Source organism: Microbacterium sp. zg-Y818 (assembly GCF_030246905.1).
Lineage (GTDB): Bacteria > Actinomycetota > Actinomycetes > Actinomycetales > Microbacteriaceae > Microbacterium.
The window spans coordinates 2,007,876-2,033,441 of record NZ_CP126741.1 but is presented as its reverse complement, the minus strand read 5'-3'; the positions used below and the strand labels follow the sequence as shown (position 1 = coordinate 2,033,441).

The 25,566-nt window shown below is 69.6% G+C and carries 23 protein-coding genes; 13 read left to right on the top strand and 10 right to left on the bottom strand.

All coding sequences use genetic code 11. The features are described from left to right. Position 1 precedes the first annotated feature (1 nt). Positions 2-1,501, top strand: coding sequence for a CoA-acylating methylmalonate-semialdehyde dehydrogenase (locus QNO21_RS09485; RefSeq protein ID WP_257517716.1), 1,500 nt, complete (start codon positions 2-4; stop codon positions 1,499-1,501). A gap of 64 nt (positions 1,502-1,565) precedes the next feature. On the opposite strand, the gene QNO21_RS09480 is transcribed toward QNO21_RS09485, so the two are convergent. Genes QNO21_RS09480 through QNO21_RS09465 form a run of 4 tightly spaced genes read right to left on the bottom strand, consistent with a single transcriptional unit; the run spans position 1,566 to position 4,622 of the window. Then, the gene (locus QNO21_RS09480; protein ID WP_257517715.1) at positions 1,566-2,498 is read right to left on the bottom strand and encodes a TIGR03619 family F420-dependent LLM class oxidoreductase; all 933 of its coding nucleotides are present in this window, start codon (positions 2,496-2,498) and stop codon (positions 1,566-1,568) included. Next, entirely contained in the window at positions 2,495-3,043 is a 549-nt protein-coding gene (locus QNO21_RS09475; protein WP_257518372.1) for a nuclear transport factor 2 family protein, read from the bottom strand. The genes QNO21_RS09480 and QNO21_RS09475 overlap by 4 nt, the downstream gene beginning before the upstream one ends. Positions 3,044-3,048: 5 nt before the next feature. Continuing rightward, a complete protein-coding gene (locus QNO21_RS09470) occupies positions 3,049-4,281 on the bottom strand; it encodes a cytochrome P450 (RefSeq protein WP_257517714.1) in 1,233 nt (410 codons plus the stop codon). Positions 4,282-4,319: 38 nt separating this feature from the next. Continuing rightward, on the bottom strand, positions 4,320-4,622 hold the full coding sequence (locus tag QNO21_RS09465; RefSeq protein ID WP_257517713.1) for a hypothetical protein: 303 nt from the start codon (positions 4,620-4,622) through the stop codon (positions 4,320-4,322). Between the two features lie 82 nt (positions 4,623-4,704). Here QNO21_RS09465 and QNO21_RS09460 point away from each other — a divergent pair, with 82 nt between their 5' ends. The 5 genes from QNO21_RS09460 to QNO21_RS09440 are packed head-to-tail and all read left to right on the top strand — an operon-like array spanning position 4,705 to position 11,541. After that, positions 4,705-5,634: a cyclase family protein gene (locus QNO21_RS09460; protein WP_257517712.1), complete on the top strand. Its 930-nt coding sequence runs from the start codon at positions 4,705-4,707 to the stop codon at positions 5,632-5,634. 24 nt (positions 5,635-5,658) lie between these two features. Continuing rightward, entirely contained in the window at positions 5,659-6,804 is a 1,146-nt protein-coding gene (locus QNO21_RS09455) for an acyl-CoA dehydrogenase family protein (protein ID WP_257517711.1), read from the top strand. Continuing rightward, on the top strand, positions 6,801-8,852 hold the full coding sequence (locus QNO21_RS09450) for an acetate--CoA ligase family protein (protein WP_257517710.1): 2,052 nt from the start codon (positions 6,801-6,803) through the stop codon (positions 8,850-8,852). Before QNO21_RS09455 ends, QNO21_RS09450 begins: the two co-directional genes overlap by 4 nt. Further along, positions 8,849-9,901 carry an MBL fold metallo-hydrolase gene (locus tag QNO21_RS09445; RefSeq protein WP_257517709.1) on the top strand — a complete coding sequence of 351 codons (1,053 nt, stop codon included), beginning with the start codon at positions 8,849-8,851 and terminating at the stop codon, positions 9,899-9,901. The genes QNO21_RS09450 and QNO21_RS09445 overlap by 4 nt, the downstream gene beginning before the upstream one ends. 53 nt (positions 9,902-9,954) lie before the next feature. Continuing rightward, the gene (locus QNO21_RS09440; RefSeq protein WP_257517708.1) at positions 9,955-11,541 is read left to right on the top strand and encodes an ABC transporter substrate-binding protein; all 1,587 of its coding nucleotides are present in this window, start codon (positions 9,955-9,957) and stop codon (positions 11,539-11,541) included. 30 nt (positions 11,542-11,571) lie between these two features. Here QNO21_RS09440 and QNO21_RS09435 read toward each other — a convergent pair whose 3' ends face one another. The 3 genes from QNO21_RS09435 to QNO21_RS09425 all read right to left on the bottom strand — a co-directional run bounded on the left by QNO21_RS09435 (position 11,572) and on the right by QNO21_RS09425 (position 13,830). Next, positions 11,572-12,363, bottom strand: coding sequence for an enoyl-CoA hydratase/isomerase family protein (locus QNO21_RS09435; RefSeq protein ID WP_257517707.1), 792 nt, complete (start codon positions 12,361-12,363; stop codon positions 11,572-11,574). Beyond that, positions 12,360-12,794, bottom strand: a complete 435-nt coding sequence (locus QNO21_RS09430) for an HtaA domain-containing protein (protein WP_257517706.1) — start codon at positions 12,792-12,794, stop codon at positions 12,360-12,362. The genes QNO21_RS09435 and QNO21_RS09430 overlap by 4 nt, the downstream gene beginning before the upstream one ends. A gap of 94 nt (positions 12,795-12,888) precedes the next feature. Then, complete coding sequence (locus QNO21_RS09425) at positions 12,889-13,830, bottom strand: MarR family transcriptional regulator (protein ID WP_257517705.1); 942 nt, start codon at positions 13,828-13,830, stop codon at positions 12,889-12,891. 55 nt (positions 13,831-13,885) lie between these two features. Between QNO21_RS09425 and QNO21_RS09420 the strand changes: the two genes are divergently transcribed. The 7 genes from QNO21_RS09420 to QNO21_RS09390 all read left to right on the top strand — a co-directional run bounded on the left by QNO21_RS09420 (position 13,886) and on the right by QNO21_RS09390 (position 22,601). Continuing rightward, the gene (locus QNO21_RS09420) at positions 13,886-14,578 is read left to right on the top strand and encodes a nitroreductase (protein WP_257517704.1); all 693 of its coding nucleotides are present in this window, start codon (positions 13,886-13,888) and stop codon (positions 14,576-14,578) included. Further along, entirely contained in the window at positions 14,575-16,965 is a 2,391-nt protein-coding gene (locus QNO21_RS09415) for a CaiB/BaiF CoA transferase family protein (protein ID WP_257517703.1), read from the top strand. The genes QNO21_RS09420 and QNO21_RS09415 overlap by 4 nt, the downstream gene beginning before the upstream one ends. Beyond that, positions 16,962-17,771: a crotonase/enoyl-CoA hydratase family protein gene (locus QNO21_RS09410; protein ID WP_257517702.1), complete on the top strand. Its 810-nt coding sequence runs from the start codon at positions 16,962-16,964 to the stop codon at positions 17,769-17,771. Before QNO21_RS09415 ends, QNO21_RS09410 begins: the two co-directional genes overlap by 4 nt. After that, entirely contained in the window at positions 17,768-18,532 is a 765-nt protein-coding gene (locus tag QNO21_RS09405) for an enoyl-CoA hydratase/isomerase family protein (protein WP_257517701.1), read from the top strand. The genes QNO21_RS09410 and QNO21_RS09405 overlap by 4 nt, the downstream gene beginning before the upstream one ends. 176 nt (positions 18,533-18,708) lie before the next feature. Next, on the top strand, positions 18,709-20,286 hold the full coding sequence (locus QNO21_RS09400) for an ABC transporter substrate-binding protein (protein WP_257517700.1): 1,578 nt from the start codon (positions 18,709-18,711) through the stop codon (positions 20,284-20,286). Between the two features lie 90 nt (positions 20,287-20,376). Next, complete coding sequence (locus QNO21_RS09395; protein WP_308211272.1) at positions 20,377-21,156, top strand: SDR family oxidoreductase; 780 nt, start codon at positions 20,377-20,379, stop codon at positions 21,154-21,156. After that, complete coding sequence (locus QNO21_RS09390; protein WP_257517698.1) at positions 21,144-22,601, top strand: aldehyde dehydrogenase family protein; 1,458 nt, start codon at positions 21,144-21,146, stop codon at positions 22,599-22,601. The genes QNO21_RS09395 and QNO21_RS09390 overlap by 13 nt, the downstream gene beginning before the upstream one ends. Here QNO21_RS09390 and QNO21_RS09385 read toward each other — a convergent pair. The 3 genes from QNO21_RS09385 to QNO21_RS09375 form a co-directional block, all read right to left on the bottom strand. Next, positions 22,591-23,139: a TetR/AcrR family transcriptional regulator gene (locus tag QNO21_RS09385; protein WP_257518370.1), complete on the bottom strand. Its 549-nt coding sequence runs from the start codon at positions 23,137-23,139 to the stop codon at positions 22,591-22,593. The two genes, QNO21_RS09390 and QNO21_RS09385, sit on opposite strands and share 11 nt — an antisense overlap. A gap of 67 nt (positions 23,140-23,206) precedes the next feature. After that, positions 23,207-24,343, bottom strand: coding sequence for an acyl-CoA dehydrogenase family protein (locus QNO21_RS09380; protein ID WP_257517697.1), 1,137 nt, complete (start codon positions 24,341-24,343; stop codon positions 23,207-23,209). A 1-nt stretch (position 24,344) separates the two neighbouring features. Continuing rightward, positions 24,345-25,382, bottom strand: coding sequence for an acyl-CoA dehydrogenase family protein (locus QNO21_RS09375; protein WP_257517696.1), 1,038 nt, complete (start codon positions 25,380-25,382; stop codon positions 24,345-24,347). Between the last annotated feature and the right edge of the window lie 184 nt (positions 25,383-25,566).

Sequence of the window (25,566 nt, the reverse complement as noted above, 5' to 3'; positions counted from 1 at the left end):
CATGGTCCGTGAACTCACGCATTTCATCGGCGGCCGCCACGTCGAAGGCACATCCGGTCGATTCGCGGATGTCTTCGACCCCAGCAGCGGCCAGGTGCAGGCGCGCGTCCCGCTGGCCAGTGCCGACGAGGTCCGCGCCGCCGTGGCCGATGCCGAACGTGCCCAGATCGAGTGGGGGGCGGCGAACCCGCAGCGTCGCGCGCGGGTGCTCATGCGGTTCGCGGATCTGGTCAAGCGCGACACCGAGGAGCTGGCCCGCCTCCTCTCCAGCGAGCATGGCAAGACGATCGACGACGCCAAGGGTGACATTCAGCGCGGCGTCGAGGTGATCGAATTCTGCATCGGCGCGCCGCACCTGCTGAAGGGGGAGTACACCAGCGGAGCCGGTACCGGCATCGACGTGTACTCGATGCGGCAGCCGCTCGGCGTGGTGGCGGGGATCACGCCGTTCAACTTCCCCGCGATGATCCCGCTGTGGAAGGCGGGACCCGCGTTGGCCGCGGGCAACGCGTTCATCCTGAAGCCCAGTGAGCGGGACCCCTCCGTGCCGCTGAGGATCGCCGAGCTCTTCCTCGAAGCCGGTCTGCCGGCCGGCGTGCTGAATGTCGTCAACGGGGACAAGGAGGCCGTCGACGCGCTCCTCGAGGACGACCGGATCAAGGCTGTCGGATTCGTCGGCTCCACTCCGATCGCGCACTACATCTACACGTCGGCTGCTCAGCAGGGCAAGCGCGCCCAGTGCTTCGGTGGAGCCAAGAATCACATGATCGTGATGCCGGACGCCGACCTCGATCAGGTCGCGGACGCCCTGATCGGCGCCGGTTACGGATCCGCCGGTGAGCGGTGCATGGCGATCTCCGTCGCGGTGCCGGTCGGCGCGGCAACCGCGGATGCCCTGGCGGCGAAGCTCGCCGAGCGGGTGAAAGAACTCCGAATCGGGCCGGCGCTGGCCCCCGACGTCGATTACGGTCCACTGGTGACACGGGAGGCGGTGGAGCGGGTGAGCGGATACATCCAGCAGGGAATCGACGAGGGAGCGACTCTGCTCGCGGACGGACGCGGGTACGTGGTTCCCGGCCACGAGAACGGCTTCTACCTCGGCCCGACCCTGTTCGATCACGTCACCACCGACATGACGATCTACCGCGAAGAGGTCTTCGGTCCCGTTCTCGTCATCGCCCGCGCGGACGACTACGAGCAGGCACTGGCGATGGCCAGCGACCATGAGTTCGGCAACGGCGTGGCGATCTTCACCCGGGACGGTGACACCGCCCGCGACTTCACCGCCCGTGTGAACGTCGGCATGGTCGGGGTCAACGTGCCGATCCCGGTGCCGATCGCGTACCACACCTTCGGAGGATGGAAGAAGTCGGGTTTCGGAGACCTCAACCAGCACGGTCCCGATGCATTCCGCTTCTACACGAAGACCAAGACCGTGACCAGCCGCTGGCAGTCGGGGATCAAGGAGGGCGCGAGTTTCGTCATTCCGACGATGCAGTGACCCACCGGGATGCACGGACAGGGCCGCCGGCGAGGGCGCGGGCGGCCCTGTCCGTCGCCCGCGCCTACCCCGCGCCGACCGCTTCGATGATCTCGGCGTCGAACCACTCCAGGTAGGCGAGGAACTCGTCGGTCGACGCGATCGTCGCCGGTCGGGGGACCGCCGCGCGGTGTACGCCGATGGCGGGGAACACCTCGGTGTAGGCCTCGATGGCGCGGTCGCGGAAGGAGCGCAGGGTGGCGGGGTCCGCGCGGCGGAACCCGTCGGGAAGATCCAGGCCCTCCGGCGCGCCCAGCCAGTTCACCTCGAAGGGGTATGTCGCCCGCGCGGCATCCCGATGCTCCTCTATGTACGCGATCATGGCGGGCAGCGCGTCGAGCGGGGTACTCAGGGGGTTGGGCTGCCAGCCATCCCAGCGCGCGGCGCGACGCAATGCCGGTCGCGAGTTGCCGCCGATCGAGATCCGCGGCCGGGGGTCCGGCTTCGGTTCGACGGCGAGACCGGAGATGTGGAAGAACTCGCCCTCGTGCACGGGTTCCGCTGCCGTCCACAGCTCCATGAGCGCGGCCAGGGCCTCATCGGTGATGCGGCCGCGCGCCGCGAAGTCGACCCCGAGCGCCGCGAACTCCTGTTCGGCGTGGCCGACACCGAGCGACAGCGAGACCCGGCCGCCGCTGAGCGCGTCCAGGGTTCCGATCGCCTTCGAGAACCGGAGCGGGTGGTGGTAGGGCAGGACCAGCAGGCAGCTGTCGATCATCACGCGCTCGGTTACCCCGGCGATGAACGACATCGTGGTCAGGGCGTCGTGCCAGTAGGGGCCGAGCCGCGGGACCTCGAACGAAGGCATGGCGAGGTGTTCGGAGACGAGGATTGCGTGGAACCGTCCCCGATCGATGCACTGCAGGATGCGGCGCTGGTCGCCGGGAGCGAGCTGATGGGCCCACTCGTACATCCCCGGAATGTGGTTGGTCCCCGGCATCATGACGTCGAATTTCATGCTTGTCCTCCGTGTGCGAGCGGAGTGGGGAAGCCCGCCAGCGTGTAGAGATCGTCCGCCCCGGATGGGTGACTGCGTCTTCCCTCGGCGGGCCGATCGACCAGCACCCCGTCCACCCGAGTCCAATCCCGGATGGCGTAGCGTTCCGCGATCGCCCAGCGCCCCGCGCGTCGCTCCATGCGATCGACGTAGCGGAAGCCGGTGACGAGATCCGCGGGCGCGGCGTCGCCACCGTCTGACCAGTGCGAGGCCATGCCGTACGTCTCGCACCGTGCGACATCGCCGTGCAACTCGATGAGCTGTTGGCCGATCAGGTGCTGGGTCATCGGGAATCGCCGGAGCCCGACGCGGATCCATTCGATGTACTCGTCGACAGGACCCGTGAACCCGGTGTGGTGATCGATGGCGTCATCGTGGTAGCAGGAGCGCACGAGGGCGAAGTCGCGCCGGTCGACGCCGCGGCAGTAGCGCGCGATGACGTCGGTGATCCGCGCCCGGTCGACCAGCGTCGCCAGCGCGACGTGTTCGTCGTCGGCGTGCGGCATCGCCTTCACCAGGTCACGTTGAGCTCGACGATCGGCCGGCTGAGGTGGTTCTCATTGACGACGGGGTCGCCATCGAGCGCCAGATCCGGGAAGCGGGTGAACAGCCGCGCGAGGGCGACCTGCATCTCCATTCGTGCCAGCGGTGCGCCCAGACAGTGATGCAGGCCGTAGCTGAGGGTCAGGTGCGCGTTCTGTTCGCGGGTGATGTCGAGTCGCTCGTCGTGTTCGGTCGCCACGCCGTCGTGGTTCACGGACGCCGGATCGACCAGGACGGCCTCGCCCTCGGCGATGAGAACACCATCGACCTCCACCGGTTCGGTGGCGACGAAAGGCACCAGGCCGCCGATGCCCGCAACGGGTGTGCCGAGCGAGAACCGGCCGTGACGGAGGATCTCCTCCACGGCGGGCGCGGCGAGGCCGGCGGGGTCTTCGCGGAATGCGGCGAGCTGGTCAGGGTGGTGCAGGAGCGAGGAGACCCCGATAGTGATGAAGTTCGCGGTGTTGTCGAAGCCGGCCACGAGCAGCAGCATGGCGATCGTCAGGATCTCGTCGTCCGCGAGGGTCTCGTCCTTGTCCCGCGCGCCCGCGAGGCTCGAGATGAGGTCATCGCGCGGATCCGTCCGGCGAAGGGCGATGAGGTCGGTGAGGTAGGCGTGGAGATCGGCCATGTCCCGGGCGATGTCCTCGGGCGCGGCGCCGGCGACGGCCAGCGTCGAGGAGGCCCACCGTTCGAATCTGCGATGATCGGCGGCCGGCACCCCGAGCAGGGTCGCGAGCATCTGGATCGGCAGGGCCAGGGCGTACTCGGTGACGAGATTCGCGCGGTTGCCCTTGGCCGCCATCGCTTCCAGCAGTTCGTCCGCGAAGGCCGTGGCCGACTCGCGCATGGCTTTGACGGCGGCGGGGGAGATCGCCCGTTGCACGAGCCTGCGGAGCTTGGTGTGGTGCGGCGGGTCCTCGAACTGGATTGTGCTCTTCAGGAACGCCGGGAACTGCACGAAGTACGGCACCTCCCGCCGGCCGGTCCGGAACGGCTCGCGGACGAAGCGGGCGTCGGCCAGGACCTCGCGCGCCGCGGCATTGCGGTGGACCACCCAGACGTCACCGCCGAACGGCATGGTGACGCGCGTCATCGGCCGATCGGCGGCGACCCGGTGGAATTGAGCGACGGCCTCGGCGGCGGGACGTGCCGCGAAGGGGTACTCGACGGACGGATCGACTGACGCAGGTGCGGACATGCGGTCTGCCTTTCGGGGTTGAGGCGGTGGCGGTGATGTCAGATAGAGCGGAGGTGTGCGCGGATGAGTGCCTGCTCCGCATCCCACCAGCCGTGGGAGACGGCGAAGTCGATCATTCCCCGGTACAGGGCCGGCCACTCCGGGTCCGAGACCAGTGCCGCAGCGCGTGACTCCAGCGCGTCGGCCGAGACCCATGCGTGGCCGTCCCGGACGTGTCCGAGGTCCGCAGCGCGCAGCGCGGCGTCGATCTCCGACGGGGGCAGCGCGCTGAGCACTGAGAATGAGGAGAGTGTCTCGGGATCGGCGATGCGAACCCCGGCGGTGTCGACAACGATGTCCATGGCAGCTCCTTCGCTACACTTGATCTTTGATCATATTGTATGGTCGTAGCAGAGGTTCAATGTGGAACGAAGGGATCCGTTCGTGAGTACGTCGCAGTTCACGCCGCGCTCGGCCGACGGCGACACCCCGCCCCGCCCGGACTTCAGCAATTGGGGCCGGTGGGGGGCCGACGATCAGCGCGGCGCCGCGAACCACTCGACCCCCGCCGCAGTGCTCGCCGCGCTGGCCCTCGCGCAGACCGGCGAGATCGTCCCCCTCGGACAGGTGATCGGCGACCGCGACGCGCCGCGGAACGGAGCTGCCCCGCAGCACTTCATGATGCGCGATGCCGGCGATTTCCTCGCCGGCATGACCGCACCGAGCGGCTTCCAGTCCGCGACCGATCACGTGAGCCTCGCTGTGCACGGAGGCACCACGCACCTCGACGCGCTGGGCCACGTCTGGTACGACGACACGCTCTACAACGGGTACCCCCAGACCGAGGTGCGCTCCGGCGGCCTGCGCAAGCTCGGGATCGACAAGGCGCCGCCACTCGTCTCCCGTGGGGTGCTGGTGGACCTCCCACGCCATTTCGGTGTCACGCGGCTCGAACCCGGGTACGAGGTCACCGGGGCGGACATCGACGCGACCCTCGAGGCGCAGGGAGTCTCGCTCCAGCCGGGGGACGCCGTGCTGATCCGCACCGGCTGGATCAGTGCGTACCGCGAGGAGGGCGTGGAGTACCACGGCGATCGCCCGGGTATCGGGCTGGATGCGTCCGAGTACCTCGCCCGTCGCGACGTCACGCTCGTCGGCGCCGACAACAGCGGCGTCGAGGTGATCCCGTGGGCTCCCGGCACGGTGTGCCCGGTGCATCAGTTCCTCATCCGCGATTGCGGGATCTACCTGCTGGAGTTCCTCGACCTGGAAGAACTCAGCCGTCGAGGCGCAGCATCCTTCCTCTTCATCGCCCTGCCGCTGCGCTTGCGTGGTGGCACCGGCAGCCCCATATCTCCCGTCGCCGTGCTCTGACACGGCCCGACACGAAGGCCCTCCGTGACCGTCGAATCCCGTCCGCTCGACCCCGATCTGCTCGACATCCTGCGCGAGGTCGGTCGAGAGCGCATCCGCGACCTCGCCACCCAGGTCGACCGCACCCAGGAGTTCTCCCGCGAACTGTGGGACCTGTTGTGCGAACTCGGCCTGCCGACCATGCCCTTCGTCGACGAGGAGGCCGGACACGACGGATCGTTCCGCGCCTACGTCGAAGGGATCGAGGAAGTGGCCAGTCACGGCGCGTGCGCCGCCCTGTACTCAGGGCCGACGGTGCAGGTGGCGACCGCGATCGACCGCTTCGGCACGCCCGAGCAGAAGGCGCGGTGGGGCGCCGGCCTCATAAGTGGCGGGATGCTGGGCGCCTGGTCCTTCACCGAGCCGCAGACCGGCTCGGACCCGCAGCAGATCCGGACGTGGGCGCGGCGCGACGGCGACGATTGGGTTATCACCGGCTCGAAGATGTTCACGTCGTTCGCGCCGTATGCAGATGTCGCGCTCGTGTTCGCCAAGACGAGTGAGCGGCGGCTGGGTGCGTTCCTCGTCGACACCAGCGACCCCGGCTGGCAGCCGGGTCCGCCGATCAAGATGCTCGCGTTCGGCGGGCAGGGGACGGCACCTGTGTCGATCGACGTGCGCGTTCCCGCGGACGCGCTGCTGGGCGCGGAGGACGGTGGGTTCGACATCATGGTCGGGACCGAGTCGGAGGCGAAGGTGCGCGCAAGCGCGATCACCATCGGGATCGGCCGCCGGGCTCTCGAGGAAGCGGCCATCTATGCGCTGGGCCGCGAGCACCGGGGCGAGCCGATCGGGGAGAAGTTCCCGACCATCCAGGGGATCCTCGGCGAGATGGCCGCGCAGGTCGACGGTGCCCGCGCAGTCGTTCACGCGGCCGCCGAGGCGGTGGACCGCCGTGATCCGAATCTCAAGGTGATCGCCGCTTCCACGCGCATCGTCTGCGCCCGGATGGCACGCGAGGTGACGAGCCTCGCCATGCAGGTGTGCGGTGCGTACGGGTTCACCCAGGAGATGGTGCTCGAGCGGTTGTACCGGGAGGGCAAGTTCTACGAAGTCGGGCAGGGGGTCATCGAACTGCAGAAGATGATCGTCGGCAAGGACGTCCTGAAGCGGTTCGGAGGCCAGCGATGACGGTTGCGACGGTGGTTGAGGTGCAGTGGGATGCGGCGCTGGCCCGGATGTGGGAGAGCCCGGCGATCACGATCGTCGGGGCGAACGAGTCCGCCGGCACGACGCGGTTGATCCTCGATTCCGTCGAGCGGTTCGATCGTCCCTGGCAGGGCGCCCTGAACCTCGTCAACCCACGTGGCGGCAGCGTGTACGGGTATCCGGTCGCGCCGACCCTCGCCGATGTCGACGGCGAGCTCGGGATCGTGTGGCTGCTGGTCAAACGCGAGATCGTGCTGTCGACGCTCGACGAGCTGGCCGAGCGCGGTGCGCGCGGAGTGATCGTGTTCAGCGGCGGCTTCGCCGAGCAGGGCAACGTCGCCGATCAGGATCGTCTCGCGGACTGGTCGCGCACGACCGGCATCCCGCTCTTCGGTCCACAGTCGATCGGGTTCCTCGCGCCGGTGCACGGAGTCAACGTGCTCGACGGGTCGCTGCGCGGCGAGATCACGCCGGGCCGCGTGGCATTGGTCAGCCAGTCCGGCGCCGTGCTGATCCAGATGGCGAACACCGTCATCGAGCGCCGGATCGGGCTGCATTCCGCTTTCACGCTCGGCGGCGGCGCGGTCATGGACTACGTGACGCTCGCGACGGTGCTGCTGGAGGACGCCGAGGTCTCTGCGCTGGGTCTGTACGTGGAGAGCATCGGCTCGCTCACCGGGTTCGCGTCGCTCGCGCGCCGCGCTGCCGAGGTCGGCACGCCCGTGGTGATGCAGTTCGCCGGGCGATCCGAACAGGGCCAGGCGCTGGCCGCCTCGCACACCGGCGCGATCGCGACCCCCCTCCGCCTGGTGCGCGGCATCGCGGAGCAGTACGGAGTGAGTCTGGTCACGAATCTCGATGACCTCGCGTCGAGCCTGGAGGGCCTGCAGAGTGCCGGCTTCCGGCGCTGGGGGGATGGCCGCGTCGGGGTCTACACCGGCAGCGGTGGTCTGGGCATCACGTTCAGCGACGAGGTCGCAGGCACGGACGTCTCGGTGCCGCAGCCCACGCACGAGACCGTGGTCGCGCTGGCGGGCGCGGATCATGCCGACGCGCCGCTGAACCCGTTCGACATGGGCGCCGGCCTGCTGGGGGCGCCGGACGAGTTCCGCCGGCTGGTGTCGACCTTTGTGGCCGACCCGAACATCGACATCGCGGTGCAGATCTTCGATGTGCCCGACAAGGCACTCACCGCACAGTACGCGTGGATCACCGAAGGTGCGCGGCTCACCCAGGAGGCCGGCAAGCTCGCCGTGCTGGGCACCGGAATCGATCGCCGCGGCCTGCTGGCGGCGGAGGTGCTCGGCGAGGATGTCGTGGTCGGTCTCGGCATGCGGCAGACGATCGCGAAGCTGCAGGCGCTGTCGACCTGGGCGCGCGGCGACGCGGGGCCGATGCCGGCCATCGCCACGGCTGTTCGCGACGGGGCGAGCACTCGTGTCGTGCTGGGGGACGAGATGCGGGCGCTGCTCGCGGACGTCCCCCTGGCCTGGCCCGAGGAATGGGTGGTCGACCGCGAGGCCGATCCGGCGGCCGCGCTGGCCGCGGCGCGCTACCCCCTTGTCGCGAAGGCCGAGGCGGGCCTGGCGCACCGTGCCAAGGCGGGCGGGGTGCTGACGCATGTACCGGATGCCGCGGCGGCCGCCGCGGCGACGGAGTACCTCCGTGCGCTCTTCGACTCGGCCGTCACGTTCTCGGAGCGTGTCGCCTTCTCGGAGGAGTTCTTCGTGGGGCTCTCCCGGGGCGCGGACGGCGAGACACTTCTGGCGGTCGGACCGGGTGGATCCGGCGTGGAGGACAAGGATGTGGGGCTGCGCCTGCTTCCGCTCTCGCCGCGCCAGCAGGAGGTGGCGCTCGCCCGATACGCGCCCGGCGTCGCGGATCATCCGGGGTTCCGGGAGGTGCTGGACGCACTGTCGGAGCTGATGCTGCGCGACGCCCGGATCGAGTCGGTCGACCTGAACCCGCTCGTCATCGACGCGGCGGGGCGAGTTGTCTCGCTCGACGCCAAGGTGCACCTGTACGCGTGACGGAGGCGACGGTGCAGTCTCCGGTGGCCCAGGTGCTGCCGGGGATCTGGCGCGCGACGAACGAGGTGGTCAGTGGCCGCTACCGGCTGACCAACAACGCGTACCTCATCGTGGACCAGGGTGAGGCGGCGCTCGTGGATACGGCCTGGTGGCACGATGAAGGTGCTCACTTGGACGCCCTCTTCGCGGCATCAGGTGTGGCGCCCTCGGCTGTCACGACAATCGTCCTGACCCATGCGCACCGCGATCATGCAGGAAACGCGGATCGGCTCGCGGCCCGGACCGGCGCGACGGTGGCCCTGCACCGGGCCGAGCAGAGTACCGTCGAATCACTTGCGGGATATCAAGGACTTCCCGACGAGGCATCCGCAGTGCGCTGGTACGAAGCACAGGGCTTCCCGACCGGCGAAGCGCAGCGGATCGTGCGGGGGAAGCTGCCGGATCGTGAGTTCGACGTGTCCCGCCCGCGCTGGCTCACCGGAGACGAGACGATCCGCGTGGGCTCCCGCAGGCTGGAGGTCATCGAGACTCCGGGGCACACCCCGGGTCACGTCTGTCTGCTGGAGCGGGCGACCGGCGTGCTGTTCTCCGGCGATGCGCTGCTCCCGCGCGGCCACGGGAATCCGCACGTGACCGTGCGCGCATTCACGCCGCCCGACCCGCTGTCGGACTACGTCGCCGGCATCGAGTCGCTGCGCGCCGAGGGCGGCGCGATCACCGTCTGCCTGCCCGGTCACGGGCCCGTCGTGGCGGATCCCCTCCGCCTCATCGACGATCATCTCCGCTACGCAGAGGCGAAGCTCGAACCGGCCGCAGCCGCCCTCGATTCGACCCCCCGCACAGCCTTCGACATCGTCTCTCGAATGCCGTGGCGTGGCGGCTCCGCGACGTTCGCCGACCTCGACGGCGATGAGCTCTTCCTCTCGTTCGCCGACGGGCTCGCGCGGCTGCGCCGTCTCGTCTCGCTGGGCCACGCCGCCCGACGGCTCGACGGCGCCCTCGAGCTGTATTCATTGGCTTCGTTGCCGGAGAGCGACGGTCCGCGCTAACCTGATCAAAGATCTGCGAACGCCGATGTTCACAGATACCTGAGGGAGCGCAAATGTTGAAGCCTCGCCGTTCTGCCCTTTCCGCCATCGCCGGCTGCGCTGTCGTCTCCTTCCTGCTCGTCGGCTGCGGGAGCGGCGGCGATGCCGGTGGCGCCGGACAACCGAGCGCCGGCGCTTCGGAGATCCAGACCGGCGGCGTCGCGCAGATCGCGGCACTGACCGAGATGCAGGGCTTCGACCCGGTCAAGGTGACCAACGTCGGTTCGGGGCTCGAGCGCGCCGCAGCCATCATGGACACGCTGCTCTATCGCGACGAGCTGACCGATGAGGTGTTCCCCAAGCTGGCCGAGGGCATCTCCTCCGCCGACGGTCAGACCTGGGTGCTGGAACTGCGCGAGGGGGTGGAGTTCACCGACGGCACGGCGTTGGATGCCGAAGCGGTGATCTTCAACCTGCAGCGCCACATCGCGCCCGACTCGACGAGTACGGCGAAGGCGATGCTCTCAGCGATCGACACGATGACGGCGACCGATGAGTACGAGGTCACGATCACCTTGACGCAGCCGAGCGGCTCCTTCCCCCTGGCTCTGACGGGTTCGTCGCCGGCGAGCTTGATCGGCTCGCCGACGGCACTGGCCGACCCCGAGACCTTCAATGCGAATCCGGTGGGGGCGGGCGCCTTCGTGCTGGAGTCGTGGGTGCGGGACGACACCCTCACGCTCACCAGGAACGAGGACTACTGGGACGAGGGCAAGCCCTATCTCGACGGCGTCGAGTACCAGGTGCGGGTGGATCCGCAGACCCGCACGGACGACCTCATCGCCGGCGGGACAGACCTCGCCCTCGTGCCCGGGTCATCCTGGACGCAGGTGGGCGGCATCCCCACGATCGAGTTGACCACCATCCCCACCGGCGGAGAAGCCTTGATCCCCAACTCGTCGACGGGGCCGTTCACCGACGAGCGGCTGCGTCAAGCGCTGCTGTACGCCTTCGATGGTGCGACGACGGCCGGCGTCCTGTTCGGGGGCACGCAGTACTGGGACGGGACGATGGATTGCACGCCGGTCCCGATCGGCTCCCCGGCCTGCCTCCCGGGGGCGACCTACCCGCAAGACCTCGAGAAGGCCCGGGAGCTGGTCGCGGACTACACCGCCCAGCACGGTGAACCGGTCGTCGACTATGTCCACTACGCGATCCCGTCGTTCGCCACGGAGGCGCAGTACGTGCAGTCGCAGCTCGCGCAGATCGGCATCACCGCCAACCTGCGGGCGGTCGACACGGCGACGCACACGCAGGCGCAAGCAGCCGGCGATTACGAGCTGCTCCAGGGATCGACGGCGTCCTCGGGATTCCCGACCGTGTGGAGCCGTTACTACTCCGGCGGGCAGAACTGGGGCCGCGGGGCGATCCCCGCGCTCGATGCCGCCCTGCTCGAGGCGCGCGACGCCGTCGAGTTGGACGACCGGAACGCGGCCTGGCAGGAGGTCGCCAGCATCATCCGCGACGATGCGGTCCTCCTGTGGATCGCGCCGTACCAGATGGCGATGGCGCACTCGAGCGACCTGCACCTCGGTATCACCGGTCACCCGTGGGAAGGCAGCACGATGGTCTACCTCGACGAGGCCTGGCTGTCGCGCTGATTCCAGCGACAGCAGGCCCGTTCGCCGCGCTCAGTGTCCCGTCCACCGGGGCGGGCGCTTCTCGGCGAACGCCCGCGGACCCTCCTGCGCGTCCGATGATGCGCCGACGATGCGCCGGAGCTGCGCGTTGAGCGCCCAGGCCTCCTGGTCCTGCTCGAGGGCGAGCATGATGCGACGTGTGGCGTCGACGGCCAGCGGGGAGCCGGCGGTGAGGCGATCCGCCAGCGCGAGCGCCGCAGTGCGCAACCGATCGGCGGGCACCACCTCTGACACGATGCCCCACGCGAGCGCGGTGTCGGCATCGACGGATTCGCCGGTCGCCGCGAGGCGCAGAGCCCGCTGGCGGCCGATCACCTGCGGGAGTCGGACGATCCCGCCGCCGCTCGCGAGGATGCCGCGCGTGGCTTCGGGGAGAGCGAAACGGGCATCCGGTGTCGCGATCGCGAAGTCGCAGCTGAGCACGAGTTCCAGTCCGCCGCCGTACGCGAGCCCGTTGACGGCGGCGATCGAGAGCGTCGATCGCCGCCGTTCCAGGAGATCGTGGGCGAACCGCTCGCGCTCGGCCGGCGTCTCTTCGGCCGACACGCGCTCTTTGAGATCTCCGCCGGCGCTGAACGCACGGTCGCCCGCGCCTGTCAAGATGACGACCCGCACGTTCGGATCGTCATCCGCCGCGAGGAACTGCTCGATGAGGGCGTGGCCGAGCGAGCGGGAGATCGCGTTGAGGGACCGGGGCCGGTTGAGCGTCAAGACCCTCACGGCGCCGGTGTCCTCGACGAGCAGCTCCGGCTCTGCGTCCGACGTCACGCGGAGGGTGGTCATGTGGTGATGCGCAGGTCGTCGAAGGGCGTCCCCGCGACGTAGGGGCCGAAGGTCAGCAGGAGCGAGCCCGGTGAGGCCAATGCCACGCCGCGACCGAGGATGGTGCCGTCCGGCTGCGGTTCGAGCCGTGCGATCGTGACGAGGCGGATCCGCGAATCGGGCGCGGCGGGGTCTTGGATCGTGAGGCGGAATCCGCTCTCCTCGGAATCGATCCAGGGATCGACGATGGGAAGGGTCAGCGCGCCCTCATATCCGGTCACGGTCACGGATCCGGCGAAACGGAGGACGTCGCCGTCGGGCTCGCAGGCGGACGGGAAGACGTATCCGGCGGGGGAGTCCCGTGCGCCACCCGCGAGCAGAACCTCGCCGTCATCGAGGTCGCCTACGTAGGCGATCAACGATCGGCGGATGGGCCATTCCAGTGACGCCACGGTGCGCCTCCTCCCCGCGGGTGCGGGCTCCGAATGCCCATCCGCCCCAGAAGCCTATCTGATCAAAGATCAAGATGCGAGGATCCTGCCGCGCTCAGGCCGAGGACGCGGCGAACTGCGCGTAAAGTCCGTCGGCGAGGGCGCGCACGGCGCTCAGAGTCGCATTCATCTCCGCCGGTTCCCAGGAAGACATGGCTCGGCCGATCGGTGCGAGTTCAAGCGACTCGATGACCTGGAGCACGTGACGGCCGCCGATGGTCGCCGTCGCGACGGTGCTGCGGCCGTCGTCGGGGTTGGTGTGACGGCTGAGGAGCCCGTCGTCCGCCAGTCTCGCCACATGGCGGCTGACCGACGAGGGGTCGATGTGCGCGCTTGCGGCGAGATCGCCGATATCCATCTGCGGGGAGCCCGCGCAGATCCGCAGGACGAAGAGTGATTGCGGACTGAGGTTCGTGCTGCTGCGCTCGATCAGGCTGCGGGCGTACGACGGGTGGTAGAGGATCGGCGCCGCCCATTGTGCGAACGCCACCAGGGCGGAGATGTCGCGTGCGTCGACTGTGGGTGCCGACCCCGGGTCCAGCCCACGCAGCTCCGGCTGCCGGGCCAGGTCTGCGTGCAGACGCGGCACCCCGGTCCAGAGCGCCTCTCGGGCGACCGGGTCGAGAGTCGTGATGGCGGCCTCGTAGTCGGCTGGCCAACGCTGTCCCCATCGTCCCCGCACGTCGTGTCCCGCGGCCGATAGGGAGAGCACTGCGGCGCGGGCGTCGTGCGCAGCGGTCGTGCGGGTGAGCAGACCGAACTCCTCGAGTCTCGCCACCTGGCGGCTGGCTCGTGCGACGCTCACGCCGGTGGCGGCGGCGAGGCGCGAGATCGTGAGGTGCGGCTCCCGCTCGACGACGACCAACGCGGCGTTGTCGAGGGGCGTCAGCGGCAGTCCTGTTTCGCCCGCGACCCGATCGCGCACGGCGGTACTCCGTGCCCGGAGTTCGAGGATGCGGAAATAGTCGAGCACCGGATGTCTGAGCTGCGAGCGCACGGCACCACCCTACTTCCTGCTTGCAAGTATTTGCTGAATCTCATATACCTGGATCATGACCTCCACTGCCACTGTCGTCAGTACGGCCACGTTCGCCGATATCGCCTTCACCCGTCACAGCGTCCGCGCCTTCCTCCCCGACCCGGTCCCCGCCGCCACGCTGCAGCGCGTGTTCGAACTCGCTCAGCGGACCGCCTCCTGGTGCAACGCGCAGTCCTGGAACGTGGATCTCACCGGGCCGGTCACGACGCGCCGGCTGGCCGACGCGCTGCTGGAGGACGTGTGCGCGAATCCCGCAGGAGGCAGCGACATCCCGCCCCCGGCGAGCTACGAGAACGAGTATGCCGACCGGCGACGCGCCTCGGGCTACGCGCTGTACAACGCACTCGGGATCGAGCGTGATGACCGAGCCGGCCGTGGGCGGCAGATGATGCGGAACTACGAGTTCTTCGGCGCGCCCCACGTCGCCATCGTCTCGAGCCCGGCCGCACTGGGCTCGTACGGTTACGTCGACTGCGGCGCTTACGTGGCCAACGTGCTGAATGCGGCGCAGAGCCTCGGCCTCGGCGCGATCGCGCAGGCGGCCGTCGTCCTTCGTCCCCGGGCGGTGCGCAGCGTCCTGGGGATCCCCGAGGACCGCCACCTGGTCTGTGGCATCGCCCTGGGGCTCGAGGACACCGACCACCCGGCGAACGTGTTCCGCACCGAGCGGGCGACGTTCGAGGAGACGGTGAGGGTCCATTCGTGAGCGGTGCGGCCGCTCGGCCGTCGCTGTGGGAGGGCCTGCGCGTCCTGGACGTCTCCAGCGGGATCGCCGGCGGTTACGCGGCACGTGTGTTCGCCGGACTCGGCGCGGACGTCGTGAAGGTCGAGACCGTGCGGTGGCCCGACCCGCTCCGCGGTCTCGGTGCGGATCTCGGTGACGGGATCACGACCGGCTTCGCGGCGTGCAATGCCGGCAAACGATCGGTCCTGCTCGACACGGACTCGGCTGGGGGCGCCGATGCGCTCGAGCGGTTGCTCGCCGCATCCGACGTCCTCATCGACTCCGCAGGCACGGCGCAGCGCGCCGCACTGCGGCTCGGAGCCGATGAGATCGCCGCGCGCCACGGGCACCTCGTGCATGCCTCGCTGAGCCCGTTCGGGGACCGTGGACCGTACGCGCGGGACGAGGCGGATGACATCATCATCGCCGCGCTGGCAGGGCTCATGGCGGTGCAGGGCGAGCAGGGGCGCGAACCCATGTCGACGGGGACGGACGCAGTCGCTTACCTCACGGGCAATGCGGCCGTCGTCGGTATCTCGGCGGCGCTCCTGGCACGGGACCGGAGCGGACGCGGGCAGCACGTGGACGTGCGGGCGCTCGAGGTGGCCGTCGCCACGCAGATCTTCGACACCGTCGCGTACTCGTACACCGGTGTGGAGCGTCCCCGACGCGCGAACGACCCGGCCGAGCCGTGGGCGGTGCTGGCGACACGGGACGGCCATATCGTCGTCGCCCGCTCGGCCCTGCAGGCTTGGGAGGAACTGTGGCTCCCCGTCTTCGGTGACGCAGTGCCGGCCTGGGTCCTCGACCCGACCATCGCCGCGCGCGGCGATGAGGTCCGGGCGGCGCTGTCCGTCCTGGTCGCGACGCGGGAGAAGCGGGAACTGGTGGAGCTGTGCCAGCTGCTCGGTCACATCGTCGGCGAGGTGCTGAGCATCCCGGAGGTGCTGGCGTCGCCGCAGCACGAGGCCCGTGCGTTCTTCGACATCGTGGACTATCCCTCGCGGCGAGTGCACGCGCCAGGGCCGCCGGTACGCCTCTCCGCCACGCCCTGGCGCACGGCTGCCGACGGCGTGCGGCGCGCGCCGTCGCGGGGAGAGCACACCGCAGAAGTGCTCGCGGAACTCGGCGACCGACCCGGGCGTACCGCGGCGGACTCCTCCGCCGCGGCCGAACCACCCCTGCGCGGTCTGCGGGTGCTCGATTTCACGATGGGGTGGGCCGGCCCCTACGCCACGGAGCTCCTGGCCGACCTCGGTGCCGACGTGGTCAAGGTCGAGTCGGTGACGCGGACCGACTGGTGGCGCACCGCCCGACGCATGTTCACCGGTGGCGTCGACGACCCCGATTGGCTCTGGGAGGCGTCGCCGCTGTGGAACAGCGTCAACGAGTCCAAACGCGGCATCACTCTCGACCTCACCTCCCAGGAGTGCCGCGACATCGCCCGCAGGCTCGCCTCGGTCGCCGACGTCGTGATCGAGAACTTCACACCCCGTGTGATGGCGTCGTTCGGGCTGTCCTCCGACGCGATCCGCGCGCTCAATCCCCAAGCCGTCACGGTGTCGATGCCGGGCTTCGGTGCGGACGGACCCTGGGGCGCCTTCCGCAGTACGGCGCTCGTGACAGAGGCCATGGCGGGACTCACCGGCCGTGGGGGCTACCTCGATGGGCCGCCCCAGGTGTTCCAGATGAGCCCCGCCGACCCGAACGCGGGGCTCGTGGCCGCGTGGGCGGTGCTCGGGGCGGTCCGTGCGGGGCGGTACTCGCGGGAGGGACAGCACATCGAGGTCGCGCAGGCGGAGGCGATGACGCACCATCTCTCCTACGACCTGCTGGAGTTCCAGGCGACAGGTCAGGAACCCCCGCGCCGCGGGAACTCCGTACCCGGCGCGGCGATCTCGGGGTGCTGGCCGGCATCCGGTGTCGACGAATGGGTGGTGGTATCGACGGCCGATCCGGCGGCGATCGCGCGCGTCGCAGGCTCGGCGACGCCGCACGCGCTGGCGCGCTTCATCGCCGAGCGTGACCGCCGCACGGCCGTCGCCGAACTGCGGGACGGGGGAGTGGCCGCGGCGCCGGTGCAGTCGGCGCGAGAGGTGCTCGCGGATCCCCACCTTGCGGCGTCCGGGTTCTTCCACCACACCGATCGTGCGTTCGTCGGCGAGCATCCGTACCCGTCGGCCCCCTTCCGGCTCTCGACGTCGCGGATGCTGCCACGCACCCCGGCGCCGACTCTGGGTGCCGACACGCGGGCCGTGCTCGCCGATTGGCTCGATGTCGGGCCGGGAGCCGTGGATGGGCTCGAAGCGCGGGGCCTGAGCGGGACCGAGCCCAGGGGCTCGCGGGACGGAAAGGTGCTGACTCCGTGAGCCGCGTCGAACCCGTGGTGCTGACCGCAACGAGCGGTCGCATTCTGGTGATCACCCTCAACCGGCCGAACGTGCGCAATGCGGTCGACGGCGCCGTCGCGCGCGGCATCCACGCAGCCCTGGACGAACTCGACGCGGATCCGTCACTCAGCGTCGGCATCGTCCAGGGGGCGGGTCCGGGGTTCTGCGCCGGCAACGACCTGAAGAATCTGGGTGACGCGGCCGAGTCGCCGGTGACCGGCCGTGGGTTCGCGGGGATCGTCGAGCGGCCCGCGGCCAAACCCCTGATCGCCGCGGTGGAGGGTTTCGCCGCCGGGGGAGGGTTCGAGATCGCGCTTGCCTGCGACCTCATCGTGGCCGGCCGATCCGCGCGGTTCATGCTGCCCGAGGTGACCAGGGGGCTGGTGGCCGGTGGGGGCGGCATCCTCCGGTTGCTCCAGCGTGCGCCCCGCGCGCGGGCGGTGGAGCTGCTGCTCACCGGCGCCGTCGTGACGGCGCAAGAGCTCGGCGAGTGGGGCGTGCTCAATCGCGTCGTGGACGACGGTGATGCGCTCGAGGCGGCCCATGCCCTGGCCGAGGCGATCGCCGCCAACTCGCCGGTCGCGGTCGCCGCAACCAAACGCATCATCGACGAGTGCGCCGACTGGCCCGAGTCGGAGTTCTTCCAGCGGCAGCGGCCGATCCTCACCGAGGCGGTCCGTTCACCCGATGCACGCGAGGGCGCCCGCGCCTTCCTCGAGAAACGGGCGGCGCAGTGGCCGTCCGCTCAGGTCCCCACGGCCCCCGACGAAAGGAACCCGACATGACAGACGCGACAGAGACCTTCGTGGAGTTCGAACGATCCGGCGAGGTGGCCGTGATCCGGCTGAACCGTCCGGAACGCATGAACGCGATGGGCGCGATCATGCTCGGCCAGCTCCGCGGTGCCTACCGCCTCCTCGCCGAGGACGACTCCCTCCGAGTGGGGGTCCTCACCGGTACCGGCCGAGGGTTCTGCGCGGGGCGGGACATCAAGGAGGGCGCCGAAGCCGGCGCCCGGCTGCAGGATCAGGCGACCACGGCGAACACCGATCTGTTCATGGAGAACAATTCGGCCAAGCCTGTGGTGGCCGCGGTCAACGGCTACGCGGGTGGTGCCGGCTTCTATCTGGGCACCCGGGCCGCGGACTTCAGTGTCGCCGCGCGGTCGGCGGTGTTCCAGATCGCCGAGGTGCCGCGCGGCATCCTGCACGGCTGGCAGACCGGCTTCTGGATGAACCTCAGCCGCGCCGCGGCACAGGAGCTCGCCCTCGGCATGAAGGTGTCCGGTCAGCGCGCCTATGACATGGGCCTGGTCAATCGCTTCTGCGAGGACGAAGAGCTGCTCGACGTTGCGCTGTCCGTCGCCCGCGAGATCGCCGCGATGCCGCAGGAGGTCATCCGCGACAATCGCGCCCTGCTGCGCGGCATCGCGCCCACGGTGCCACGCGAGGTCGTGGATGCGGCGCTGGAGATGCGCCTGGAAATACAGCGCCGGCGCGGCGACGGAGACGCCGAGTTCGTGAGTTCACGCGCGCGACAGGCCTGATCCACGTAGGGATGGCGCGACGGCCCCGCTGCCGAGCAAGGGTGCAGCGACCTCGTTACGTGATATTTATCAACTTACCTAGTGACGTTTGATCAAAAATCGGGTATTACTGGGTCTGAGCCGCGGAGTTGCGGCGGGGATCGCCGCGCGACGATGCGCGGCGGAAAGGATGCTCGATGAAGAACAAGCGAATGCGTCTCGGTGTCATGGCCGCGGCAGCGACGGTGTTTGCCCTGACGTTGAGCGGGTGCGGCGGCGTGAGCGAGAACTCCGCAGCGCCTGCGGCGAACGCCACGGCCGAGATCCAGATGGGCGGCATCGCACAGATCGCCGCGCTCTCCGAGATGCCCGGTTTCGACCCGGTGAAGCTCGCGAACGTCGGCACCGGCGTCGAGCGCGCTGCGCAGGTGATGGACACGCTGCTCATGCGTGACGACCTGACCGACGAAGTGTTCCCGAAGCTCGCCTCTTCGATGACCTCGGACGACGGCCTGGTGTGGATCCTCGAACTGCGCGAAGGCGTCACGTTCACCGACGGGGAGCCGCTGGACGCCGAGGCTGTCATCTTCAACCTCGAGCGTCACATCGCCCCCGATTCCACCAGCACCGCGAAGGCGCTGCTGTCGGGTATCGCCACGATGGAGGCAACCGGCGAATACGAAGTCACCATCACGCTGTCCGCGCCGAGTGGCTCCTTCCCCCTCGCGCTGACCGGGTCATCGCCGGCCAGTCTCATCGGCTCGCCCAAGGCGCTCGCCGACCCCGCCGCGTTCAACGCCAACCCGGTCGGCGCCGGCCCGTTCGTCTTCGAGTCGTGGACGCCGGATGACAAGCTCGTCCTCAACAAGAACCCCGACTACTGGGACGAGGGCAAGCCCTACCTCGACGGCATCGTCTACACGGTGATGGTGGACCCGCAGACCCGTACCGACGACCTCATCTCCGGCGGCAAGCACATGGGACTCGTCCAGGGCAACGCCTGGAACGCGGTGAGCGGCCTGCCGAACCTCGTCATGATTCCCGTGCCGACCGGTGGTCAGGCGCTCGTGCCCAACGGCACGACGGGGCCGGGCAGTGACCAGCGCGTCCGCGAGGCGATGACGATGGCGCTGGACCCCATGGTGACGGCGCAGGTGCTGTTCGGTGGCACCGAGGTGTGGGACGGTGACGTCTCCTGCGTTCCCTTCGCACCGGAATCGCCCGCGTGTGCCCCGGGGGCGACGAACGCGCAGGACATCGAGAAGGCGCAGGAGCTCGTTCAGGAGTATCTGGCCGAGGGTGGCAGCCCGGACATGGAGTTGGTCTACTTCCAGACGCTCACCGACCAGGCGACCTACTACCAGCAGCAGTTCAACGAGATCGGCCTCAACGTGACGGTGACCGCGGTGGACGCCGCGACGCTCGCTCAGCGCCAGGCCGCGGGTGACTACGGGGTCTTCTTCGGCTCGACCGCATCCGCCGGCTTCCCGACGGTGTGGACCCGGTACTACTCCGGCGGCACGAACTGGGGCATGGTCACCTACGACGACCTCGATGCGGCCCTGCTGCGTGCCCGCGACGAGCTCACGCTCGAGGATCGGAACAAGGCCTGGCAGGACGTGACGAAGATCATCCACGACAAGTCCATCCTGTTCTGGACGTCGCCGTACACCGCTGCGATGGCTCACAGCACCAAGCTGCACCTGGGCACGCCGGAGCAGCCTTACATGGGCAGCACGATGGTCTACCTCGACACCGCGTGGCTCGAGCAGTGACCTGATGCCCACGGGGTGTGCAGCGCCGCGCTTTGCGTTGCTGTGCACCCCGCGGGCACAACCCGCAGTGAATGACCGACGAAGACCGGAGTGCGCGTGCGTTATGTCGTGACTGGAGCATCCACGGGGATGGGCGCTCGATTCGTCAGCGAGGTGCGGCGAGAGGGCGTGGAAGTGATCGCGCTGGACGTCGCCGACCCGACGGTAGCCGTGGATGATTTCATCCGGGTCGACCTGGCGGACCCGCTCGCCATCTCGGACGCGGCTGACGCGATCGCGTCCCTCGACGCCCTGGTGAATTGCGCGGGCGTCGCCGCCGGCGGCTCGGCACCGGACGAGACGGTCTTCGCGGTGAACTATCTCGGTCTGCGGGCACTCACCGACGCGCTGGTGTCGAAGATCCGCGATGGTGGAGCGGTGCTCAGCATCGGCTCCATGGCCGGCCATCGCTGGCGGGATCGTTCCGACGCCTACCGGCGGCTGCTCGCCGCGGGCTCCTTCGAAGCCGGGCTCGAGTGGCTGCGCACGGCGGCGGAGGTGCGGGAGCGCCCTGTCTACGGCGTCTCCAAGGAGGCCGTGTGGGCTTACACGAGCGTGCTGGCGACGACGCTGTTCACCCGGGGCATCCGTGTGAACTCCGTAGGGCCCGGACTGGTCGACACGCGTCTGCGTGCCGCGTTCGAGGGCGCCATGTCCGACGCCACCCGAGACCGTATGAACGAGATCGTGGGGGCGCCGATCGCGCCTGCTGAGATCACCGCGGTGATGCGATTCGTCCTCAGTGACGCCGCATCGCGGATCAATGCCCAGAACATCGTCGTGGACGGTGGATACCTCGCGGGAGCGGAGTTCGCGCAATGGACGCTGTGACCCGACTGATCGAACCGGCGCTCGTGATCGCAGGCGTCGCCCGCGACACCGTCGCACGCATCGAGGTGGAGGATCCCGCCACCGGCCTCGTCTTCGCGACCGTGGCCGACGCGACTCCCGCCGATCTGGACGACGCCTTCCAGGCGGCCGCCGCCGCACAGCCCGCGTGGGCCGCCCGGCCGTACGCGGACCGCGTGGCTCTGCTGGAAGCCGTGTCGCGCAGGCTCGGCGAGCACGCCGACGAGCTTGCCGCCCTGCTGACCCGAGAGCAGGGCAAGCCCCTCGCGAACGCGCGGGGAGAGGTCGCGGTGGCACAGCGCTGGATCGCCGTGATGTCGCAGTACGACCTCGAGCCGGAGGTCTTGGAACGCACCGAGGAGAAGATCGTCGAGCTGCGGCGCGAGCCCATCGGCGTGATCGCCGCGATCACCCCGTGGAACGTGCCGTTGGGGCTGGCGGCGTGGAAGTTCGTGCCCGCGCTGCTGGCCGGGAACACCATGGTGCTCAAGCCCTCGCCGTTCACTCCGGTGGCGACCGCGCGTCTGGGTGAGCTCGTCGCCGACATCCTGCCGGCCGGCGTGCTCACCGTGGTCACGGGTGGTGACGAACTCGGCGCGGCGATGTCGCAGCATCCGATTCCCCGCAAGGTGACCATGACCGGATCGGTCGCGACCGGGCGCAAGGTCGCCGTCGCCGCCGGTCACGACCTCAAGCGGGTCACCCTCGAGCTGGGCGGCAACGACCCGGCTATCGTGCTGGCGGACGCCGACATCGCCGACATCGCGCCGCGGCTGTTCACCGCCGCGTTCGCCAACAACGGTCAGGTGTGCACCGCGGTCAAGCGCATCTACGCGCACGACGACGTCTACGACGACCTCGTGGCGGCCCTCGCCGCGATCGCCGCCGAGACGAGCGTCGGCAACGGCTTGGACGAGGGCGTGCGGCTCGGGCCGCTCGCCAACCGGGCGCAGCGGGATCGCGTCGAGGGTTTCGTCGACGCGGCCGTTCGAGCCGGAGCGCGCGTCGCGGCCGGCGGGCGGCGGCTCGATCGCCCGGGCTGGTTCTACCAGCCGACGATCGTGGCCGACCTTCCGGAGGGCACCGATCTGGAGACCCAGGAGCAGTTCGGGCCGGCGGTGCCGGTGATCCGCTATCGGGATCTCGACCAGGCGATCGCGCGCGCGAACGCGGGCGACTACGGCCTCGGCGCCTCGGTCTGGGGCACGGATGCGGGTACCGCCGTCGCGGCCGCCGGTCGGCTCGAGGCCGGCACGGTGTGGGTGAACGCGCACCTCGCACTGTCGCCCTCGCTGCCCTTCGGCGGACACAAGCACTCCGGGCTGGGCGTCGAGAACGGCCTGCTCGGTCTGCACGAATACACGCGCGTGCGGGTCGTGCACCTGCCGATCACGAACGGCGACGCTGCGGGCCGCGTCAGCCCATGACGGCGCGGAGCATCTTCCGCTCGACGGCGACGACCTCGGCGATGTAGGCCAGGGCGTCGACGTCGTCGTCACAGAGCTGCACGCCGCGCACCCAGCCGCCCAGGGCGCCGGTTATGGCGGCGGCGATTGCGTCGGCGCGCGGCGTCCCCAGAACCAGGCCCAGCTGACGCGCGTTCCGCTCCAGCCAGATCTCCTGCCCGGAACGGATGGACGAGACGTCGATCTCCGCAGTGCCGATGGTGTGGAACAGGCGTCCGAGAGCGGCCTCGCGGAAGGCCCCCACGAGATAGGCATGTGTTCCGGCGACGAACAGATCGACGTCATCGGCCACACCGGCGCTACGGGCGCTGGCGATCGCATCGCGCACCCGTTCGCCCTGTCGGCGCCCGTACGAGCGGAACACTTCCAGGAACAGGTCGGACTTGCTCGGGAACCGGTTGTACAGCGTGCCGACGCTCATGCCCGCGTGACGGGCGATGTCGGACATCGCCGTTCCCTGGTAGCCATGCTCGACGAACAACTCGGCGGCGGCATCCAGGGCCGCCCCGGTCGTGGGGGCGGCCGGGGCGGATCTGCTGGTGCGGGTGGAGATGTCGATGCTCCGATCAGGCGCGTGGCATGCCGAGGATGCGGGAGGCGATGACGTTGCGCTGAATCTGCGCCGAGCCGCCGTAGACGCTCATCGGTCGCGTCTGGAAGTACTGGCTGACGACGTCGGGCGCCCGGCCGGTCACGATGTCCGCGTCGTGGAGTTCCAGCGCGAGGTGCGCCAGCGCCTGGCTCGCCTCCGTCTGCAGGACCTTCGCGACCGATCCCTCCTCGCCCACGAGCTTGCCCGTCGCGCGGGAGCTGAGCTGCTCGAGCGCCATCAGCCGCACCACTTCGCCGCGGACGTACGCCCGTGCGAGTTCGAGCCGAACCCGAGGATCGGCGGTGGCGCCGGTGGACTGGGCGTGACGCTCGAGGCGGGCGAGTTGCTTGTTGAGGGTCGAGATCGCGCCGACATCCGAGGGGCCGCGCTCGTAGGCGACGGTCGTCATGGCGATCTTCCAGCCGTCGCCCTCCTGGCCGACCAGAGCCGAAGCCGGGACGCGCACGCCGTCGTAGAACACCTCGCTCGTCTCGGGGTCGCCGTTGGCCAGGACGATCGGCTGCAGCACCAGGCCGACCGAGTCCATCGGAACCAGGAACGCCGAGATGCCCTTGTGCTTGGGCGCGTCAGGGTCGGTGCGGGCCAATACGAGGCACCAATCCGCCCACTGGCCGGCGGAGGTCCACATCTTGTGGCCCGAGATGACGTACTCGTCGCCCTCTCGGACGGCCTTCGTCGTCAGGGAGGCGAGGTCTGAGCCCGCGCCGGGTTCACTGAACCCCTGGCACCACTGGATCTCCCCGCTGAGCGTCGGCGGGATGAAGCGAGCGCGCTGCTCGTCGTTGCCGAACATCTGAAGGGCACGGCCGATGTAGCCGACCATGGCGGGCAGCGACGGCGCATCGGCGTTGCCGTTCTCCTCATTGAGGATCGCGTCCATCGTGGGGCTGAGGCCTTTGCCGCCCCACTCGACCGGCCAGGACTGCCCGATGTAGCCGCCCTCGTAGAGTTTGCGGTGCCAGGCGAGCCGTTCTGCGGCGATCTCCGCGTTGGTCCGTTCTCCGCTGTGCGGTGCCGGCACGTTCTCGGCCAGCCACGCGCGCAGTCTCGCGCGGTACTCCGCCTCTTCCGGGCTGTCACGGTAATCCATGTCACTCTCCTCCGAGTCGTGCGTCGGCGATCGCTCGCAGCTGCGCGTCCTCGCCGCCGAACAGGACGGTGTCGAAGATGGCGCGGCGCGTGTAGAAGTGCGCGATGTGCTCCCAGGTCTGGCCGATACCTCCGTAGAGCTGCATGACGGCCTCTGCGGTCGGGCGCCCGTTGCGCGCGGCGACGGCCTTCGCGGTGCGTGCCGCGAGCAGAGCTGCATCGGCATCGAGTTCGTCGACGGCCCATGCCGCGTAGTTCACCGCCGCGGCGATGGCCTCGATGGCCACGTGCGCCTCGGCGGCGATGTGCTGCACGGCCTGGAAGGATCCGATGTGCACGCCGTAGGCGACTCGCTGCTTCGAGTACTCCACCACTCCCGTCAGCGCCGCGCGGAGGGCGCCCGCGGTGTCGGCGGCGAGTCCGGTCAGCGCGAGTGCGGTGAATCGGTCGAGGTCGTCCTGAGACAGTGTGCCCCCGGGCTCCCATTCGGCCTCCACGGGCGGTTCCCACAGCTCGTTGGTGAGCGAGATGGAGTCGAGCCTGCGCGCGCCGGCGATCGGGCGCCGGGCGACACGGATCACGCCGTCATCGCCACGCAGCACGGTGACGGCGAAGCCGGCGTCTCGGGAGGCTCCCCACAGGACGCCCGGTTCGCCGGCGGTGCCGCCGAGCGCATCCAACGCCGGGGTCAGCAGCAGGCTGTAGTGATCGGTGCCGGCGAGCAGTCCCGGCAGCCAGCCGTTGACGTCGCCGGAGCGGCTGATGAGATCCACCGCCAGCGCCCCGCCGGCCAGATACGGGGCGGGGGACAGGGCGGCCCCGAGCGCCTGCGACAGCAGTGCGACCTCGACGCCGCCGGCCAGCGGTGCGCCGTCTGTGCGCTCGCGCAGCTCGAGGACGCCCGCGGACTGGAGTGTGCGCCATCCCGCCAGGGGATCGGCGCCGTCGATGTCGGACGGGTTCGTGATCCCGATGGAGGCGGCGATGTCGTCCGCCAGCTCCCGGAACTCCTGCTGCGTCTCGTCGATGAGTGCCTGCATGCGACTCCTTCGTGCGTGTGCTGGATTCGTGCGTGTGCTGAAAGGTGATGTGTGAATCAGATTCATCCTCGGACCCGCTTCGCCGCGTCGGCCGAGCCGATGCGGTCCGCGGGTTTTGAGGACTGCGTCCGGAGTGCCGTGGTCGGGGTCGCCGACTGTTTGGTCTAGCAATCCCAGATCAAAG